This window comes from Ramlibacter sp. P4_H7, from assembly GCF_056400765.1.
In genome coordinates this window covers 30,779-45,349 of sequence record NZ_JBFUKP010000014.1, presented here as the reverse complement: position 1 = coordinate 45,349, position 14,571 = coordinate 30,779, and the positions used below count along the sequence as shown (strand labels likewise).

16 protein-coding genes are annotated in these 14,571 nt (G+C 69.5%); 10 read left to right on the top strand and 6 right to left on the bottom strand.

Annotation, left to right across the window (positions count from 1 at the left end):
- Positions 1-19: 19 nt before the first annotated feature.
- Complete coding sequence (locus tag AC1DSA_RS18315) at positions 20-688, top strand: nitroreductase (protein WP_477891781.1); 669 nt, start codon at positions 20-22, stop codon at positions 686-688.
- A gap of 14 nt (positions 689-702) precedes the next feature.
- Here the strand turns inward: AC1DSA_RS18315 and AC1DSA_RS18310 are convergent, their stop codons facing one another.
- On the bottom strand, positions 703-2,442 hold the full coding sequence (locus AC1DSA_RS18310) for an alkaline phosphatase D family protein (RefSeq protein WP_477891779.1): 1,740 nt from the start codon (positions 2,440-2,442) through the stop codon (positions 703-705).
- Positions 2,443-2,593: 151 nt separating this feature from the next.
- On the opposite strand from AC1DSA_RS18310, the gene AC1DSA_RS18305 reads away from it, so the two are divergent.
- Complete coding sequence (locus AC1DSA_RS18305; protein ID WP_477891777.1) at positions 2,594-3,517, top strand: hypothetical protein; 924 nt, start codon at positions 2,594-2,596, stop codon at positions 3,515-3,517.
- On the opposite strand, the gene AC1DSA_RS18300 is transcribed toward AC1DSA_RS18305, so the two are convergent.
- The gene (locus AC1DSA_RS18300) at positions 3,495-3,989 is read right to left on the bottom strand and encodes a hypothetical protein (RefSeq protein ID WP_477891775.1); all 495 of its coding nucleotides are present in this window, start codon (positions 3,987-3,989) and stop codon (positions 3,495-3,497) included. The genes AC1DSA_RS18305 and AC1DSA_RS18300 overlap by 23 nt on opposite strands.
- A gap of 455 nt (positions 3,990-4,444) precedes the next feature.
- Here AC1DSA_RS18300 and AC1DSA_RS18295 point away from each other — a divergent pair, with 455 nt between their 5' ends.
- The 6 genes from AC1DSA_RS18295 to AC1DSA_RS18270 all read left to right on the top strand — a co-directional run bounded on the left by AC1DSA_RS18295 (position 4,445) and on the right by AC1DSA_RS18270 (position 9,824).
- A complete protein-coding gene (locus AC1DSA_RS18295; protein ID WP_477891773.1) occupies positions 4,445-5,437 on the top strand; it encodes an alpha/beta fold hydrolase in 993 nt (330 codons plus the stop codon).
- A 133-nt stretch (positions 5,438-5,570) separates the two neighbouring features.
- Positions 5,571-6,170, top strand: coding sequence for a DUF4136 domain-containing protein (locus AC1DSA_RS18290; RefSeq protein WP_477891771.1), 600 nt, complete (start codon positions 5,571-5,573; stop codon positions 6,168-6,170).
- 377 nt (positions 6,171-6,547) lie between these two features.
- The gene (locus tag AC1DSA_RS18285) at positions 6,548-6,949 is read left to right on the top strand and encodes a GreA/GreB family elongation factor (protein ID WP_477891769.1); all 402 of its coding nucleotides are present in this window, start codon (positions 6,548-6,550) and stop codon (positions 6,947-6,949) included.
- 68 nt (positions 6,950-7,017) lie between these two features.
- Positions 7,018-7,932 carry a universal stress protein gene (locus tag AC1DSA_RS18280; protein WP_477891768.1) on the top strand — a complete coding sequence of 305 codons (915 nt, stop codon included), beginning with the start codon at positions 7,018-7,020 and terminating at the stop codon, positions 7,930-7,932.
- A complete protein-coding gene (locus tag AC1DSA_RS18275; protein WP_477891766.1) occupies positions 7,919-8,497 on the top strand; it encodes a hypothetical protein in 579 nt (192 codons plus the stop codon). Before AC1DSA_RS18280 ends, AC1DSA_RS18275 begins: the two co-directional genes overlap by 14 nt.
- 100 nt (positions 8,498-8,597) lie before the next feature.
- Positions 8,598-9,824: an MFS transporter gene (locus AC1DSA_RS18270; protein WP_477891764.1), complete on the top strand. Its 1,227-nt coding sequence runs from the start codon at positions 8,598-8,600 to the stop codon at positions 9,822-9,824.
- Between the two features lie 45 nt (positions 9,825-9,869).
- Here the strand turns inward: AC1DSA_RS18270 and AC1DSA_RS18265 are convergent, their stop codons facing one another.
- The 3 genes from AC1DSA_RS18265 to AC1DSA_RS18255 form a co-directional block, all read right to left on the bottom strand.
- Complete coding sequence (locus AC1DSA_RS18265) at positions 9,870-10,238, bottom strand: hypothetical protein (RefSeq protein WP_477891762.1); 369 nt, start codon at positions 10,236-10,238, stop codon at positions 9,870-9,872.
- A gap of 2 nt (positions 10,239-10,240) precedes the next feature.
- A complete protein-coding gene (locus AC1DSA_RS18260; protein ID WP_477891760.1) occupies positions 10,241-10,666 on the bottom strand; it encodes a hypothetical protein in 426 nt (141 codons plus the stop codon).
- A 314-nt stretch (positions 10,667-10,980) separates the two neighbouring features.
- Positions 10,981-11,973 (bottom strand): tripartite tricarboxylate transporter substrate-binding protein, encoded by a 993-nt coding sequence (locus tag AC1DSA_RS18255; RefSeq protein WP_477891758.1) that lies wholly within the window; start codon positions 11,971-11,973, stop codon positions 10,981-10,983.
- A 97-nt stretch (positions 11,974-12,070) separates the two neighbouring features.
- Between AC1DSA_RS18255 and AC1DSA_RS18250 the strand changes: the two genes are divergently transcribed.
- The gene (locus AC1DSA_RS18250; RefSeq protein WP_477891756.1) at positions 12,071-13,009 is read left to right on the top strand and encodes a LysR family transcriptional regulator; all 939 of its coding nucleotides are present in this window, start codon (positions 12,071-12,073) and stop codon (positions 13,007-13,009) included.
- A 20-nt stretch (positions 13,010-13,029) separates the two neighbouring features.
- A complete protein-coding gene (locus AC1DSA_RS18245) occupies positions 13,030-14,016 on the top strand; it encodes a DUF2272 domain-containing protein (protein WP_477891754.1) in 987 nt (328 codons plus the stop codon).
- A gap of 18 nt (positions 14,017-14,034) precedes the next feature.
- On the opposite strand, the gene AC1DSA_RS18240 is transcribed toward AC1DSA_RS18245, so the two are convergent.
- Positions 14,035-14,457, bottom strand: a complete 423-nt coding sequence (locus tag AC1DSA_RS18240) for a VOC family protein (protein ID WP_477891752.1) — start codon at positions 14,455-14,457, stop codon at positions 14,035-14,037.
- Between the last annotated feature and the right edge of the window lie 114 nt (positions 14,458-14,571).

The following is a 14,571-nucleotide window of genomic DNA, read 5'->3' as shown; positions in this document are numbered from 1 at the left end:
CACAGGAGTTGCCATGAGGATGCCAGCCGCTTTCACCCTTCGCCAGCTTGCCGCGACTCGGCGGTCGACCCGCGCCTTCCGGGAAGGCGCCGTGCCGCACGCGCTGATTCGCGAACTGCTCGAGACGGCTGCGCTCGCGCCCAGCACCTTCAATACGCAGCCGTGGCGCGTGCACGTGCTCACCGGAGAGGCGCTGCACCGCGTGTCGCAGGCCATCCTGGCGGAGAACCTGTCGGGAAGGCACCCGGTCTTCTCACCCTTTCCGCCCGGGGGTGCGGCGGGTTGCCGCGAGTTGCAACAGGACTTCGGCCGCCGCTACTACGAGGCGCTCGGCATCGCGCAGGACGACGTGGCGGCGCGCGGTCGGCAAACCGCGCGCAACTACGCGTTCTTCGGCGCCCCGGCTGGCCTGATGCTCACCATCGCCCGCGAACTCACCGAACACAGCTGGCTGGACCTCGGCCTGTTCCTGCAGACACTCATGTTGGCCGCGTGCGAACGCGGACTGGCCACCTGCCCGCAGGTGGCCTTCGTGCGCTACGAGGATGTGATCGCGCGGGAACTGCAGTTCACCCCGGAGGAAAGGCTGGCCTGCGGGCTGTCGCTCGGGTGGGCGGACCCGCTGGCGCCGGTGAATCAGTTCGCGATGCCGCGGCTCGGCCCGGACTCGTTCGCCAGATGGCATTGAGCCGCCGCTGACGGCTACACCCGCTTCAGCTCGCGCCCCGTTGGCCCCGCCTGTGCCTGCAGGGCCGGCCCCACCGCCGCCGAGTAGTCGTTCTCGAACACCGAACTCACGAACACGAACTCGCCCGTCACCGAAGTCGGCGTGAAGCTCACGGCCACGTAACCACGCCGTGCGGTGTCCGCGTATTTCAGATCGGAAACCATCCGCAGGAAGGAATCCGCGAGGAACTGGCGCCCGATCGTCGGGTGCGCGATCTCGAGCCCGGTCGATGTGACGGACGGCGTGGCGAACTCCACGCCGATGCGGTGCCCGGCCGTGTCGCGCAGGTCATGCGCCCAGGCGTTATGGCTGTCCCCGGAGAGGACCACCAGGTTCCTGTCGGTGGCGTTCGCCATCGCCAGCACGCGTTCGCGCGCGGCGGGGAAGCCGTCCCAGTTCGTGAGCTCGTAGCCGATGCGGGGCTGCGCAACCAGGGCGCGCTGCGCATCGGTGCGGGAAGCCTGCGGTGTGTCCAGCGCGGCGAGGAAGGCGTTGATGGCGTCCTCGCTGAAATCGTCGTACACCGACAGCGGAATGCGCATGCCGCCGAACACGACCTGCTGGCCCAGCACCTGCCAGGTGGCGCTGGATGCCTGAAGGCGTGCGGCCAGCCAGGCTTCCTGCTCGGTGCCGAGCAGTTGCCGGGCCGCGGCGTCCGCTGCGCCTGCGAGATAGGCATCACGGTTGGTCGGCGCATCGCGGCCGATGACGCGGGTGTCCAGCATGTGCAGGGACAGCAGGTTGCCGAAGTCGAAGGAGCGGTAGATCTTGAGCGGGTCTGCGCCGGTGCGGGTGGGCATCCACTCGTGGTACGCCTGCGCGGCGGCTGCCCGCCGCGCCGCGAAGCTGCCCTCGGTGGCCGGGTCGTGCCCTCCCGCGCCATCGCGCCAGATGTCGTTGACGAACTCATGGTCGTCCCACACGCCGATCAGTGGCATGTTGCGCCGCAGGCCGCGCAGGTCCGCATCCGTGTGATAGCGCTGATAGCGCAAGCGGTACTCGTTGAGCGTGTGGAGTTCGCCCTTCGGATCCGCTTCACGGCCGAAGCCGCGCGCAACGAGCTGCTCCGCGTCGGTCAGGCCGGTCTCGTAGATGTAGTCGCCCAGCATGAGCGCGGCATCGAGGTCGGTCCGGTTGCTGGCGTGGTTGTAGACATGGAACTGCCCGATCGAATACGCCGCGCATGAAAACACGCCGAGCTTGACCTGCTGGACGCTCCCGGTGGGCAGCGTGCGCGTGCGACCCGTTTCGGAAATGACGGAGCCATTCTTGAAACGATAGAAATAGCTGGTGGCGGGCTGCAGGCCGGTGACATCCACCTTCACCGTGCTGTCGTGTGCCGGGTCGGCCGTCACCGTGCCCGACTTCACCATCGTCGAGAAGGAGGCGTCGAGCGCTACCTCCCATTGGAGCTGCACCGCTTCGGACAGCCGATTCGCACGCGTCCAGATGATGACGCGATCAGCCAGCGGGTCGCCGCTCGCAACGCCATAGCCGAAAGGCTCCTTGTCGACATCGCCGCCGCCGCCGCATGCGGCCAGGCCGAACGTGCTTGCAAGCGCGAACGCCGAGCCCGCGCCGATGACGAAGCGGCGCCGCGAGAGTTCGGCTTCGGCGGCCCCGGCGTCTGCGCCCGCCGGTGGCACGTCGGCAGTGTTCGCTGCCGTGGATGCGTTGGTGTTTGCGATGGAGCGGTGCGTCTTCTTTTCGTTCATTGATCTCTCCGTGCGCGCGTGCCAGGGCAATCGACGCATGCGGTCAGCCTAACGCGCGAGTGTGAAGTGGATGTGTCCAGGTCACGGCGTGTCAGGGGAAAGTACGCCTCTGGACCTTCGACGCTCGAAAGCCACTCGGCATGATTCGCCAATGCGCGCCTTCCCTCGACTCCAGGAGGCTGCTTCCGGCCCCAGGCGGACCACGGAGGACAATCGCGCCATGCCCGGTGTCCACCGCATCATTTCCGCAAGCGACCAGCGCGTGCCTCCGCCGTTTCGTGCCTTCGCGGTCCGAAGCGAAGAGCCGCGGCACGCTTTCGACGCACGCGCGCCCTACGAGCGCGTCCACGTCGTGCGATGCGATTTCCTGGACGCCAGGGCTGGCGCCAGCCTGGCGGCGGAAGGGTATGGGCGGGTCAGCATCGAGAAGTTCGCCGACGTCGACTACGCGAGCACCACGCTGGAGGACCTGTCCGCGGCGGCGCTGGGCATCGCGGACCTGGTGGGGAGCATTGCCCGCGCACTGCAGTTGACGGGCGTCCTGGGAGAAGATCCCGCTGCCTACCGCTGCTGCGTCGCCACGCGCCTCGACTATCTCGCTTCACGCGGCGCGGAGTTCCACAACGACGTGCGGGGTCACTGGTCCCGGTGCCTGTTCTGGATTCTCGCAATCGATGTGGCCAACGTGGAGTTCGTCATGCCGCACGCTGGCGTTCAGTGGTCGCTGGCCCCTGGCGATCTCGTTGTCTTCGACCAGACGATGGCGCATGGACTGTGTCGTCCGGCCGATGGGGCGCAGGCGCTGGAGGCGTCGTTCCGGCGCGGCGAGGACTGCCGCCAGCTGTTCCTGACCGGCGAGATCCCGCTGACCGATGCGCAGTGGGCGGCGCTCGGCGCGCCGTGGCTTCCCGTCGAGGAGCACGCGCGGCGCGGTGCACTGGATCTCACCGTGGCGGAGTTCGACGAGCGCAGCGGCGCCATCCGGCGCCCAGGCGAGCTGCGGGACTGCATGGGGCGCAGCACCTGCTACGTGGGTGCCGCCGCGGACGCGTTCAGCGGACCGCCCGAGGGCTGAACCGTGCGTCCGCCCAGGCGCCCGCACTGGCGCGCGTCAGCCTGAAGCCCGGCGAGACGCTCGCTTCACCCAGCAGTTCGCCGGCCGCGTCGGTGGCGCGCAGCACGGCGGACGGTGATTCTTCATCCGGCGTGATGTCCAGCGTGACGCTCACGCGCCCGCCGTCGTGCGAGATCTCGATCTCCTGGTGCAGGGTGGCCTGCAGCTGCTGCTCGTGCCGGCGCACGAACTCGGTGGCGGTCTTCACCAGCGTGTTGAACGCCCCGCTGTCCAGCGGCTTGGGGTTCTTCTTGTCGCGCCCCATCGTCCAGGGACCGACGAGCGCAGGTTCCACCTGGCCGTCGGGCGTCATCGCCACCGCCCAGCCATCGTCGTCCTCGTTCTTGATCACCCGGGCTGTCCAGCCGTTGTCCTTCCACAGGCGTGCTTCGTGGAGGGTTTCCTGTTCGTTGCCACTGTCAAATGCGTTCATGCGAGATTGTTGCACCGTCGGTTCACGCACGCAGGTGAGGACGCCGCATTCAGGACCGTGGCTGCCGTAGGAGGTCGACCACCGGGCAACGGGTGCATTCCCTGCGCGCGCCAGCGCCCCACCGCTTCATGGTGGGGTGGGCCTTTTGCCCGGATCGGATCGGATCGAAATGGCGAATCCCTGGGGCAAGAAGAACCCGTTGATGAGCATGTGGCTCACTGCCGCGAACAAGGCCGCGAGCGGCGCGCGAGGCCAGGCGACGAGCGCTGCGAGAAGACAGGTCGCTGCCACCCAGGCAGAGGCCACGCGGCAGATTCTCGAGTTCTGGATGGGTGCGCCGAGGAAGTCGGCGGCCCGCAAGAGGCCGCGCAGGTAGGGCCTGGCTGGCGGAAGCGCGTCGTGGACTTCACGGTCGTGCTTATGATGCGCGGTACCCCCCACTCCCGCGGAATCCCATGCGTTCGATCCTGAAGGCCGCGGTCGCTGCTCTCGCGTTGCTCGTTGCGGCAGCCGTGGCCTACCTCGCAGCGAACCGGGTCCCCGACCGGCCCGTGGAGGTGTTGACACCCAGATGGGCGACGCCGCCGTCGCAATTCGTTGACGTCGCGGGAATGTCCGTGCACGTGCGCGACGAAGGACCTCGTGACGATCCGATGCCGCTTGTGCTGCTGCACGGCACGGGTTCCTCCCTGCACACGTGGGACGGTTGGGCCGCGGAACTGGCCGCGTCACGTCGGGTGGTCCGTTTCGACATGCCCGGCTTCGGACTGACCGGCCCTGCTGCCGATGGCAATTACTCGATCGAGAACTACGCACGCATGGCGGTTGCGGTGATGGACAAGCTCGGCATCCGTCATGCGGTGCTCGCTGGAAACAGCCTGGGTGGGTACGTCGCCTGGGCGACCGCGGTCCTGTATCCGGGGCGCGTCGACGCGCTGGTGCTGGTGGATTCCGCGGGTTATCCGTTCGAGTCGCAGTCGGTCCCGATCGGGTTCAGGATCGCGACGATGCCGGTACTGAACCGCCTCCTGCAGGACGTGCTGCCGAGGGGCCTGGTCGAGAGCAGTGTCCGCAACGTCTACGGCGACCCGTCGAAGGTCACTCCGGAACTGGTCGACCGCTACTTCGACCTGGTCACGCGTGCCGGGAACCGGCAGAGCCTGGTCCAGCGCTTCGAGCAGACGAAGCCCGGTGCGCTCGCCGCCCGCATCCCGGAGCTGCGCGTGCCCACGCTGATCCTGTGGGGCGGACGTGACCGGCTCATTCCGCCAGCCTCCGCGGATCGCTTTCATCGGGAGATCCGGGGAAGCGAACTGGTCGTCTTCGATGGTCTCGGCCATGTTCCCCAGGAAGAAGATCCCGTGGCGACCGGGGCTGCGCTCGCGCGCTTCCTCTCCCGCATTCCGGGTGCGCGCTCGAAGCCGTCTGCGGACATGCAGCGCAACTGAGGTGGGTCCGGCGCGCGCGCGTGCAACGCCATTGCCGAGCAACGCGAGTTCGCAAACGAAGGCATTGCATGCGACTGTCCACAAGGATGCCTTGTCCTACACCGAGCCCGCGGGCGCCGCAGGAGGATGGGCCATGATCCGCTTGCGGCGCCGCCTGTTGCCTGGCCTCTCGCTGGTTGCGCTGCTCGCTGCCTGTGCGGCTCCGCCACCCCAAGCCTTGGTGCACGTCTTCACCCCGGGAATCCAGTTGCCGCCCGCAAGCACCTATCGCCATGAGCGCCTGCCCTCGCAAGCAGCCCGCCCCGACCTGGCCTTGCTGGAAAGCATCGCGGATGCGCGTCTGGCACGCGCGGGGCTGCAGCGTGTCGACGCCAACGCGCGCCTGGCCATCCAGGTGACGGTCAGCCAGGATGCCGTGGCGTACGCGCCGGCGGTGGGCCCAGGTTCGGTGGGCATCGGTGTCGGGGGTGGCAGCTGGGGCGGCGRCGGCGTAGGCGTTGGGTTCAGCTTCCCGGTCGGCGGCGCTGCCGTGTACCCGTCGCAGCGGGTGGAGGTGCTCCTGCGCGACCTGGCCAGCGGGCAGGTGGTGTTCCAGTCGCAGGCCAGCAGCAATTCGGGTGCGAACCCGGCAATGCTGCTGGAGGCGAGCCTGCGCGACTTCCCGAACGCGCCGCCCGGAACGCGGGTGGTGCCGCTGCCGGGGCCCGTTGCGCCGGGGCCGGTTGCGTACTGAACTCCGGTCGGCTGTCTCGCGGACAGGGAAGAGCTAAGCGAGCCGAGCGATCGGGCGCAGCGCGGCGCAATGTCCCTGCGTTCAATGCCAGAATCGATGCGCGGCCCGCGCGCGCCGCGGCCTATACTCGGTCCATGGCACACCCAGCCGCCTGGCATCCCACCGCTTGCACGACCCCGGCCTCCACGGCACGGGGCGTGGTGGCGCGCACGTTCGCGCCTTCGCGGGCGGGCCTGCAGCGAACGCCCGCACATTCCTGAGCCCGGCGGTCGCCTCCTTCCTTCTTCAAGCGCCATCCATCGACCGCCGGGCAGCAGCCCGGCGCGCCTGCGAGCCCGATCCCATGCGGCCGGCTCGCGCTCGAATGGAGTGCCTTCATGCGACCCTCGAACTTCGGGGAGCGAAAGCTCACCGAGCTTGACCACATCCGCCTGACCCGACTCACCGCTGCCGGCGCCATGCCGCAGCTCGCCGACATCCTCGACGAAGCGCAGGTCGTGCCCGCGCAGGCCATCCCGGCCGACGTCGTCACGATGTACGCGAAGTTCGTCATCCGCGACCTCGGCAAGCGGCGCCGGCAGGTCGTGGTGATCTGCTATCCCGCCGACGCCGAACCGGCCAGGGGCTACGTTTCCGTGCTTTCGCCCGCAGGCATGGCCCTGATCGGACTGCCGGTCGGCGCGCTCGCGCGGTGGACGGGGCCCAGCGGCGAAGAGAGCGTCGCCCAGATCGAAGGGGTGCTGTTCCAGCCGGAGGCGACCGGCGACTACGTCACGTAGTCGCCGCCGTTGGCCCCCGTGCAACCTGCCTGCGCCCTGCGCGCGCAGGCGCCAATGAAGGAACAGCCATGACCATCCGATCGATCCTGGTGGCCACGGATCTCTCCGTGCAGGACCACCTCGCGCTGGAGCGCGCGTGGCAGCTCGCGCAGGCACATCGCGCGACTGTGAAGCTGATGTACGTTCCGCCCCAGGGCGCGCAGGTGCCGCACAACGCGGCTGCGCGCCTGGCCGATGCGGCGAGGCTGCTGGAGCAAACCTTCGGCCTGCGCGTGACCACGGTGGGGCGTGGGGCCCACATGCTGGAGGACGTCGTCGCGGCAGCGCGCGGCACGGACCTGGTGGTCCTGCCGCACCGGCGCGAACGCTCCACGGCAGCCTTCTTCCGCGGCCAGCCCGTGCTGCGCATCCTGCGGGGCTGCAACCGTCCCGTGCTCGTCGCGCGCCTGGCCGGTGGCGGGCACTATCGACGCATCCTGGTCGCCACGGGCCTCTCGCGCAGGTCGGAGGCGCTCGTGAAGCTGGCCGCCGACCTGGATGCGCACGCGGAGCTGGAGATCTTCCACGCCATCGACACGCGAGGCGAGGCGAGGCTGCGCGCGGCGGAAGCGACGGAACAGGCAGTGCGCGCATACCGTGCCCACTGCCTGCGCAAGGCGCAGGAGGGGATGGGCACGCTGATGGATTCCCTCGCGGCGCATCGCCACCGCCTGCTCACCGCGATCGGTCGCGGGGACCCCGGCCGGCAGACGGTGGTGCAGCAGCAGCGCTCGGGCGCGGACCTGGTGGTGCTCGGAAAGCCGCGCAGCCCGGCCTGGGAGGACTTCCTCTGCGGAAGCGTCGCCCACCGGGTCCTGAGCTGGGGCAGCAGCGATGTCCTCGTCGTGCCACACGGGTATGCAGGCGCGAGCGCGCCCGTCGCGGCGGGCCGGATCAAGGAAACCCTCGGGCCCGGACGGGAGGCGTGCGATGCACGTCCGTGACCCGCTCGACCTGCTGCCCTTGCGGCAGATGGTGGCCGCGAGCGGTGACGCCGCACCCGTGCTCGCGCGCCAGGACCTGCTGGATCGGCTTTCCAGGCCGGACCGCTACCGGATCGTCGGGCGCGGCCACCACGGCCAGATCCTGGCGGCGAGCGAGTGCGCGCTGGCGGAAGCCCGGGTGCTGCTGCGGCAGGCCTACGGCGACCTGCTCACGTTCGGTGCGACCAGCGTGCACGGCTACGTGGACCCGCAGACGAAGACGCCGATGGTCCCGGTGATGTTCGTTCGCATCGACGCACCCCGTGCGCACCGGCGGGACCTGCTGGCCATCCTGAAGGGCCGTAGGGCGGACCTCAAGGACGTGGAAATGCAGCGCGACCGCGTGGTGCTCCGGGCGGAGCTGGAATTCTCCCGCGCGCTCGGATTGCAGCGCGAGGTCCTCGAGCTGGCGGACGGGTCCGCGCATTTCCTTTCGTGGCTGCTCGGGTACCGGCAAGCGGGGTCCGGTAACGACCTGGCTTCGGACCGGTCCCCTGTCGGGAACGACAAGAGGGTGAACGCATGACGCCGGAAGATGTTTCGCTGCTGCTTGCCGTCCTTGGCGCACCGGTTCGCATGTCCGGAAGCGGCGAGCCTCCATCCCGCAGGACCGGCATCATGCGGACATGACGAACAGGTTTCCCCACGCGTTCCGGCTCCTGGCGGGCGCCAACCTGGGTGCGCAGTCCGCCGAGCAACTGAGCCTGGCGGCCGTTCCCCTGGTGGCCGTGCTCGCGCTCGGCTCGGGCGCCGGCGAGATCGGGCTGCTGGGCGCCGTGCAGACCTTGCCCTTCCTGCTCTTGTCCATTCCGATGGGCCTGCTCACCGATCGCATGCCGCGCCGCCAGGTCATGCTGGCTTCGGAAGCCTTGCGCGCGCTCTCCCTGCTGCTGCTGCTGGTCGTCGTGGCCTCCGGACGGACCAGCGTCGGCGCACTGGCCGTGCTCGGATTCATCGGCGCGCTGGGAACGGTCGGCTTCACGATCGCGGCCCCGGCCCTGGTGCCGGCGCTCGTTCCGCGCGAGTTGCATGCGCGTGCCAATGGCCGGCTGGAGCTCGCGCGCAGCGCGGCCTACGCCGGCGGCCCTGCGCTCGCCGGCGCCCTGGTGGCGTGGACCGGCGCAGCGTCGGCCTTCGTGCTTGCGACCATGCTGTCGTTCGCCGCCGTGGCGCTGCTCTGGCGTGTCTCGGAACCGCCGCGCGCGCCGGCTCCCGCGCGGCATGCGCTGGTCGAGATCCGCGAGGGCGCGCAGTTCGTCTGGCGCGATGTCTTGCTGCGACCGATCCTCCTGACGGGCATCGCCTGGAACGTCGCGTGGTTCGTGCTGCAGGCGGCGTACGTGCCGTATGCCGTGCGCATGCTCGGCCTGTCGGCGCAGGCCGTGGGCGCCACGATGGGCTGCTACGGGGCGGGCATGGTGGTGGGCGCGCTGCTTGCGCCGCGCGTGGTCGGCGCCCTGCGGTTCGGCCGCGCGATCCAGCTGGGGCCGGCGGTGTCGGTCCTCGCCATCGGCGCCATGGTGACGACCCTCGTCGTTCCCAGCGGCATCCTCGCGGGCCTGTCCTTCTTCCTGTTCGGCGCCGGTCCCATCGTCTGGACCATCACCACCACGACGCTGCGCCAGGCGATCACGCCCAGCGCGATGCTCGGACGCGTGGGCTCGGTGTTCCTCACGGTCAACGCCGGCGCGCGTCCGGTGGGTGCCGGCATCGGCGCCCTCGTCGGCGGCCTCTGGGGCGAGCCGGCGTGCCTGTGGCTGGCGCTGGCGGGCTTCGTGCTGCAGGCGATGATCATCAGCCTGGCGTCGAGCATGAACGGCTTGCAGCGCTTGCCGGCGTTGCGGTCGGGGTAACAAGGGCTGCAAGACAACGTCGGGACCCGTCTCCGCGATTCGTGCTCAAGTCAGCCGCGGGCTGGGCTCGCCCCGGCCTGTTTGCCTGCGCGGATGACCTGCCACGGCAGCTTCGGCTGTGCGGCGCCGGAAGCTGCGGCGCCTCAGGCAAGTGATCAACACCACCGTGGTGCAACTCGCCAGGTTGCCGAGCGAAACCGCGAGCAGCTTCCAGTCGTCGATGACGATGCCTGCGTACAGCGATGCGGTCAGGTGCGAAAAGGCCCAATATGTCCAGGTGAGCAATGAGATCGAGCGCGCGCCGTCGGAACACCGCCAGACGGTCGCGATCTGGGGAAGGTAGCTCAGTACCCGGCCGGTGTTGGCCAGGACGTAGGCCCAGCCGATGAGCCACAGCGCGTAGTCCGAGTCCATGCTCACTCCCCTGCCACACAGAGCCAGTGCCATCGCAGGACCGGGCCGTCGCAGTGCTGGACGGCGCGCTGGATGATGTCGCTGCGCAGGAATTCGCGCTGGTCCCAGTCGCGTGCGATCCACTGGAATGCTTCGTACAGGTTCTCCGGCTTCCCGGTCGTATCGAAGCGATCCATCAGCTCCTGCGCCAGTTCGGCGCTGGCGTCGAGGTTCCCCCGCAGCGCATCCATGCGGATCGCATCGAGCGGATCACGGGACGCTGGTTCCAGCTGCATCGAAGCAGCGATGGTGGCTTCGCGGTGGACGGGATGGGGCGCGCCGCTCGCGCCAGGCGAGGCCGTCATGGCCACCGCCAGCGCGAGCAGCAGGGCGGCGAGGGAGCCGGGCAGCAGGAGGGAGCGCAGCCGGAAGGAAATGCGGTCGGACATGTTCAATCTCCTTGGCGGCGCTGTTGCGTCTCGCCGCAGCACGCGTCAGCAGGGAGCCACGTCAGGGAGGTTGACGCACCGAACAGGGGCAGGGCGGGGCGCGCGTGGCAAGCGAAGGCCGGGCAGCTCGCGAGCTGGTGCATTGGAACCTCCAGTGCGCGCGCGGCGTGCGCGCGACGATGAACCGACGGTTGGGACGCAAGGCGCATGCCACCGAGGCGATGCGCGAAGCGATGTGGATTCTGGGTGGCAGCCTTGCCATCCGCCATCGCCCCTTCCGGTTAGCGCATCGACGCGATGTGTCGCCGTCCGCTTCAGCTCTCCGGTCGGAAACCCGATGCGCGAATCAAGGGACCCCAGAAGTCGTATTCGCGGCGCAGGGCTTGCGCGAGTTCGGCCGGGCCGAGCCGGTCCGCGTGCAAGGCGTTCTTCTGCAGCAGTTCTTGTGCGTCGGTTTCGGCGAACGCCGCCCGAAGCACCGACGCAGTCCCCTCCACGACGGGACGGGGCACGCGTGCCGGCATCAACAGGCCGAACCATTCGCGCTGCGTGAGCGCCGGGAGGCCCGATTCCGCAAAGGTCGGCGCCTGGGGAAAGAAGGCGCTCCGGTCGCCTCCGCTGCTGGCCAGCACGCGCAGGCGGCCGGTCTCCACCATCGCGCGAGCCGCCGACTCGGTGGCGAGCGCGGCGCCCAGTTCGCCCGCGGCCACGGCCTGCATGGCAGCGGAGCCGCCGCGGAAGGGAACATGGTCCATCGGCAGGGCCGCTTCACGGGAAAGGAGCAGGGCCATGAAGTGCGGCATCGATCCCGCCCCGGCGTTTCCGCATTGCGCGCGCGCCCGGTCGGCGCGGCACCAGTCGAGGAAGCCGCGCAGGTCCGACACGGAGGCCGGCACCTTGGGACCCACGGCCAGCACGAATCCCGTCGCGGCGAGCGTGCACACCGGCGTGAAGTCCGCGAAGGGGTCATAGCCCGCCGGCGCGTACACATGCGGGTACATGGTCAGCACGGATGCGGGCGTGACCAGCGCGGTGCGTCCGTCGGGCGCCGCCTTCAGCAGTTCCGTCACCGCCAGGCGCCCGGCCGCTCCCGGCTTGTTGTCGACCACGAAAGCCCCCGAAGCGCCGCGCGCCAGTTTCTCCCCGGCCTTGCGGCTGACCAGGTCGACCGAGCCTCCGGCCGGATAGCCGCACAGGATGCGACCCGTGTCGCCGCGCGTCTGAGCGAGCAGCCACCGTGGAGAAGCCAGCGCGCTCGCGGCGAGCAGGCAGCATCGACGGCGCGACATCGGTGAACCCCTGGCCATGGCGGACTCCTTGCTGGTTGGATGGGTGCAGCGTAGTGCTCCGGTGCCGGTCGGAAAAGCTTTCATTGATAATCATGTGATCCGAATTGGTGATCACGTGGACAGCCGCCGACTTCAACGACGCATCCGCCTGCGCGACCTCGAAACGTTCGCGGCGGTGGTGCAGGCGGGTGGCATGCGCAAGGCCGCCGGCGGCCTGAACCTGTCGCAGCCCGCCGTTTCCCGCGCCGTGCGCGAGCTCGAGGATGCGTTCGGCGCGCCGCTGCTTCAGCGCAGCCGGCGCGGCGTCGAGCCCACGGCATTCGGCCAGGCGCTCATGCGCCGCGCGGGCGCCGTCCTCGACGAACTCACCTCCGCCGTCGCCGAACTCGCCCATCTCGCCGACCCCGGGCAAGGCACGGTGCGGCTGGGCGGGGGCGAGTCGCTGCAGGCGGGACTGATCAGTGCGATGGTGCAGCGCCTGCTGGCCACCCACCCGCGCATGCAGGTGGAGATCGAGACGGCCCAGGCCGGCGCGCTGGTGGATCACTACCTGCGGGGCCGGCTGATCGACTTTGCGGTCGCGCGCCCGCTGAGGCTACCCCTGCCGCCGGACATCGAAGGCGAAAACCTGTTCCACGAGCACATGCGCGTGGGCGTCGGCCAGTCGCATCCGCTGGCGCGGCGCCGCCGGGTGGACCTCGGCGAGCTCATCGACGAGCACTGGATCCTGTCGCACAACGAACTGATGGAAGGCTCGCCCCTGCTGCGGGCATTGCAGGATGCAGGCCTGCCCAGGCCTGCCCGCGTGGTCATCTCCGGCTCGGTGCAGACACGGGCCGTGCTGCTGGCCACGGGACGCTTCGTCACCTTGTTCCCCCACACGCTGTTCCACTTTGGCGATTGGCGCCAGCGGGTCCGGGTCCTGCCCGTGACGCTTCCTGCGTGGCAGGTGCCCACCATGATCCTGACCTTGCGTGGCCGCGACACCGGACCGGCCACGCAACTGGCGCTCGATCGCATCCGCGAGATGAGCCGGTCGCTGGTGCGTGCCTAGGGCGCGCGCGAGGAGATTCGATGACACCCACCCTGCCCAGGCGCATCGGCGCCGCGCTGCTCTGCGCCGGCGCGGCCCTTGGAGCCCTCGACGCGGTTGCCGCCGACAGTCCACGCTGCGCAGCCGCGGCGATGCGCGCCGCGGGCGACGAGCGCATCCGGTCCGCGATCGACGAAGCACGCCGGCAGCACCAGCTGTTCGGCGGCCAGGTCATCGAGCGCAACGGCGGCCTGTTCCGCCTGGGGCATCACGAGGCGGAGTGGGCGCGCAACCGCGGCGACTCCACTCCGACGTGGGAACGCGTTGCGACGTTCTGGCGGTCGCTTTCGGATTCGGAGCCGCCGCGGGTCATGACGAGCCTCGGTTGGGTGGCGCGATCCGAGGTTCCGGCTGGCACCGCTGCAGGTGTCAACGACTCACAGCGGGCGGAGGTCGCGACACGGGAGGCACTGCTGCGCGCTGCCATCGTCGACACGCCGTGGTCGGCCGCGTTCATCAGCTACCTGATGAAGACCGCGGGCTTTTCCCGCGCCGAATTCGAATTTTCGGACACGCACGCCGACTATGTACGCGCCGCCCTCGACGCCTCGGCTGCGGAAGCCGAGGGCCGCGAGGCGACCCATGCCTTCCGGGCCTGCGACATCGCCACGACGCGGCCGCGCGCGGGCGACCTGATCTGCGCCACGCGTGACACCGCCGTCGGCGTGGCCCGGTTCGACGCGCTGGCAACGGCGATTGCGGTGCGGGCGACCGGCGCAGATTTCCCGATGCACTGCGACCTGGTCGTCCGCTCCGACGAAGGCGGGGACGCCAAGCTCGAGGCCATCGGCGGCAACGTCGTGCAGTCGGTGACCCTCACGCGCATGACGCTGAACGCGAACAAGGTGCTCAGCGCCTTCCACGTCACCGGCGCAGTGCCTCATCCAGGTTGTGCGGGCCAGGCCCAGCCTTGCCCTGCGCACCTGGGGCGCCGTCCGTGGGTGGTGCTGCTGCAATTCAGGCAGTGACGGGGAGCATGCAGATGGTCATGTCCGACCTTCATGTCCCTGAGGGCGAATCCACTGCCGCAATTCGATCGGGTTGCCATCCGGATCGCGGATCTCCGCGCGGGCATAGTCCGGCCGCCGCACCGGCCTCCAGGCTGTCTCCACGCCCTTCTCCTTGAGCAGGGCGAGCACGCTGTCCATGTCTTCCACCTCGAGGGCGAGGCACTGCCAGCCCAGCCTCGGCTCGGCGCTGCGAGGCGGGATGCCTTTCAGCTGGGGATAGCACATCACCTCCACGGTCGTCCCACCCAGATCCAGGTAGATCAGATCCAGCGGCCCCGACGGCGTTTCCGGAATGCACCTGCGCTCGCGCTCCTGGAAGCCGAGCACCCCCGTGTAGAACGCGACGATGCGCTCGGGAGCGGCCGTCAGCAGTTCGATGTGGTCGATGCGCTTGAACATGCCGGTTCAGTATAGGGCGGCCACCTTGCGCCCAGGGTTGATCGCGCATCCGATCCGATGGCGCCCTGGCGTACTGCTGAGCCGGCTTGATCTTTACCCGCGAAACGTCGCCGC

What these genes read in the sequence shown, in the direction of transcription:
- AC1DSA_RS18315 (WP_477891781.1), top strand. Translation starts at nt 20, where the DNA reads ATGCCAGCCGCTTTCACCCTTCGCCAGCTTGCCGCGACTCGGCGGTCG.
- AC1DSA_RS18310 (WP_477891779.1), bottom strand. Translation starts at nt 2,442, where the DNA reads ATGAACGAAAAGAAGACGCACCGCTCCATCGCAAACACCAACGCATCC.
- AC1DSA_RS18305 (WP_477891777.1), top strand. Translation starts at nt 2,594, where the DNA reads ATGCGCGCCTTCCCTCGACTCCAGGAGGCTGCTTCCGGCCCCAGGCGG.
- AC1DSA_RS18300 (WP_477891775.1), bottom strand. Translation starts at nt 3,989, where the DNA reads ATGAACGCATTTGACAGTGGCAACGAACAGGAAACCCTCCACGAAGCA.
- AC1DSA_RS18295 (WP_477891773.1), top strand. Translation starts at nt 4,445, where the DNA reads ATGCGTTCGATCCTGAAGGCCGCGGTCGCTGCTCTCGCGTTGCTCGTT.
- AC1DSA_RS18285 (WP_477891769.1), top strand. Translation starts at nt 6,548, where the DNA reads ATGCGACCCTCGAACTTCGGGGAGCGAAAGCTCACCGAGCTTGACCAC.
- AC1DSA_RS18280 (WP_477891768.1), top strand. Translation starts at nt 7,018, where the DNA reads ATGACCATCCGATCGATCCTGGTGGCCACGGATCTCTCCGTGCAGGAC.
- AC1DSA_RS18275 (WP_477891766.1), top strand. Translation starts at nt 7,919, where the DNA reads ATGCACGTCCGTGACCCGCTCGACCTGCTGCCCTTGCGGCAGATGGTG.
- AC1DSA_RS18270 (WP_477891764.1), top strand. Translation starts at nt 8,598, where the DNA reads ATGACGAACAGGTTTCCCCACGCGTTCCGGCTCCTGGCGGGCGCCAAC.
- AC1DSA_RS18265 (WP_477891762.1), bottom strand. Translation starts at nt 10,238, where the DNA reads ATGGACTCGGACTACGCGCTGTGGCTCATCGGCTGGGCCTACGTCCTG.
- AC1DSA_RS18260 (WP_477891760.1), bottom strand. Translation starts at nt 10,666, where the DNA reads ATGTCCGACCGCATTTCCTTCCGGCTGCGCTCCCTCCTGCTGCCCGGC.
- AC1DSA_RS18255 (WP_477891758.1), bottom strand. Translation starts at nt 11,973, where the DNA reads ATGGCCAGGGGTTCACCGATGTCGCGCCGTCGATGCTGCCTGCTCGCC.
- AC1DSA_RS18245 (WP_477891754.1), top strand. Translation starts at nt 13,030, where the DNA reads ATGACACCCACCCTGCCCAGGCGCATCGGCGCCGCGCTGCTCTGCGCC.
- AC1DSA_RS18240 (WP_477891752.1), bottom strand. Translation starts at nt 14,457, where the DNA reads ATGTTCAAGCGCATCGACCACATCGAACTGCTGACGGCCGCTCCCGAG.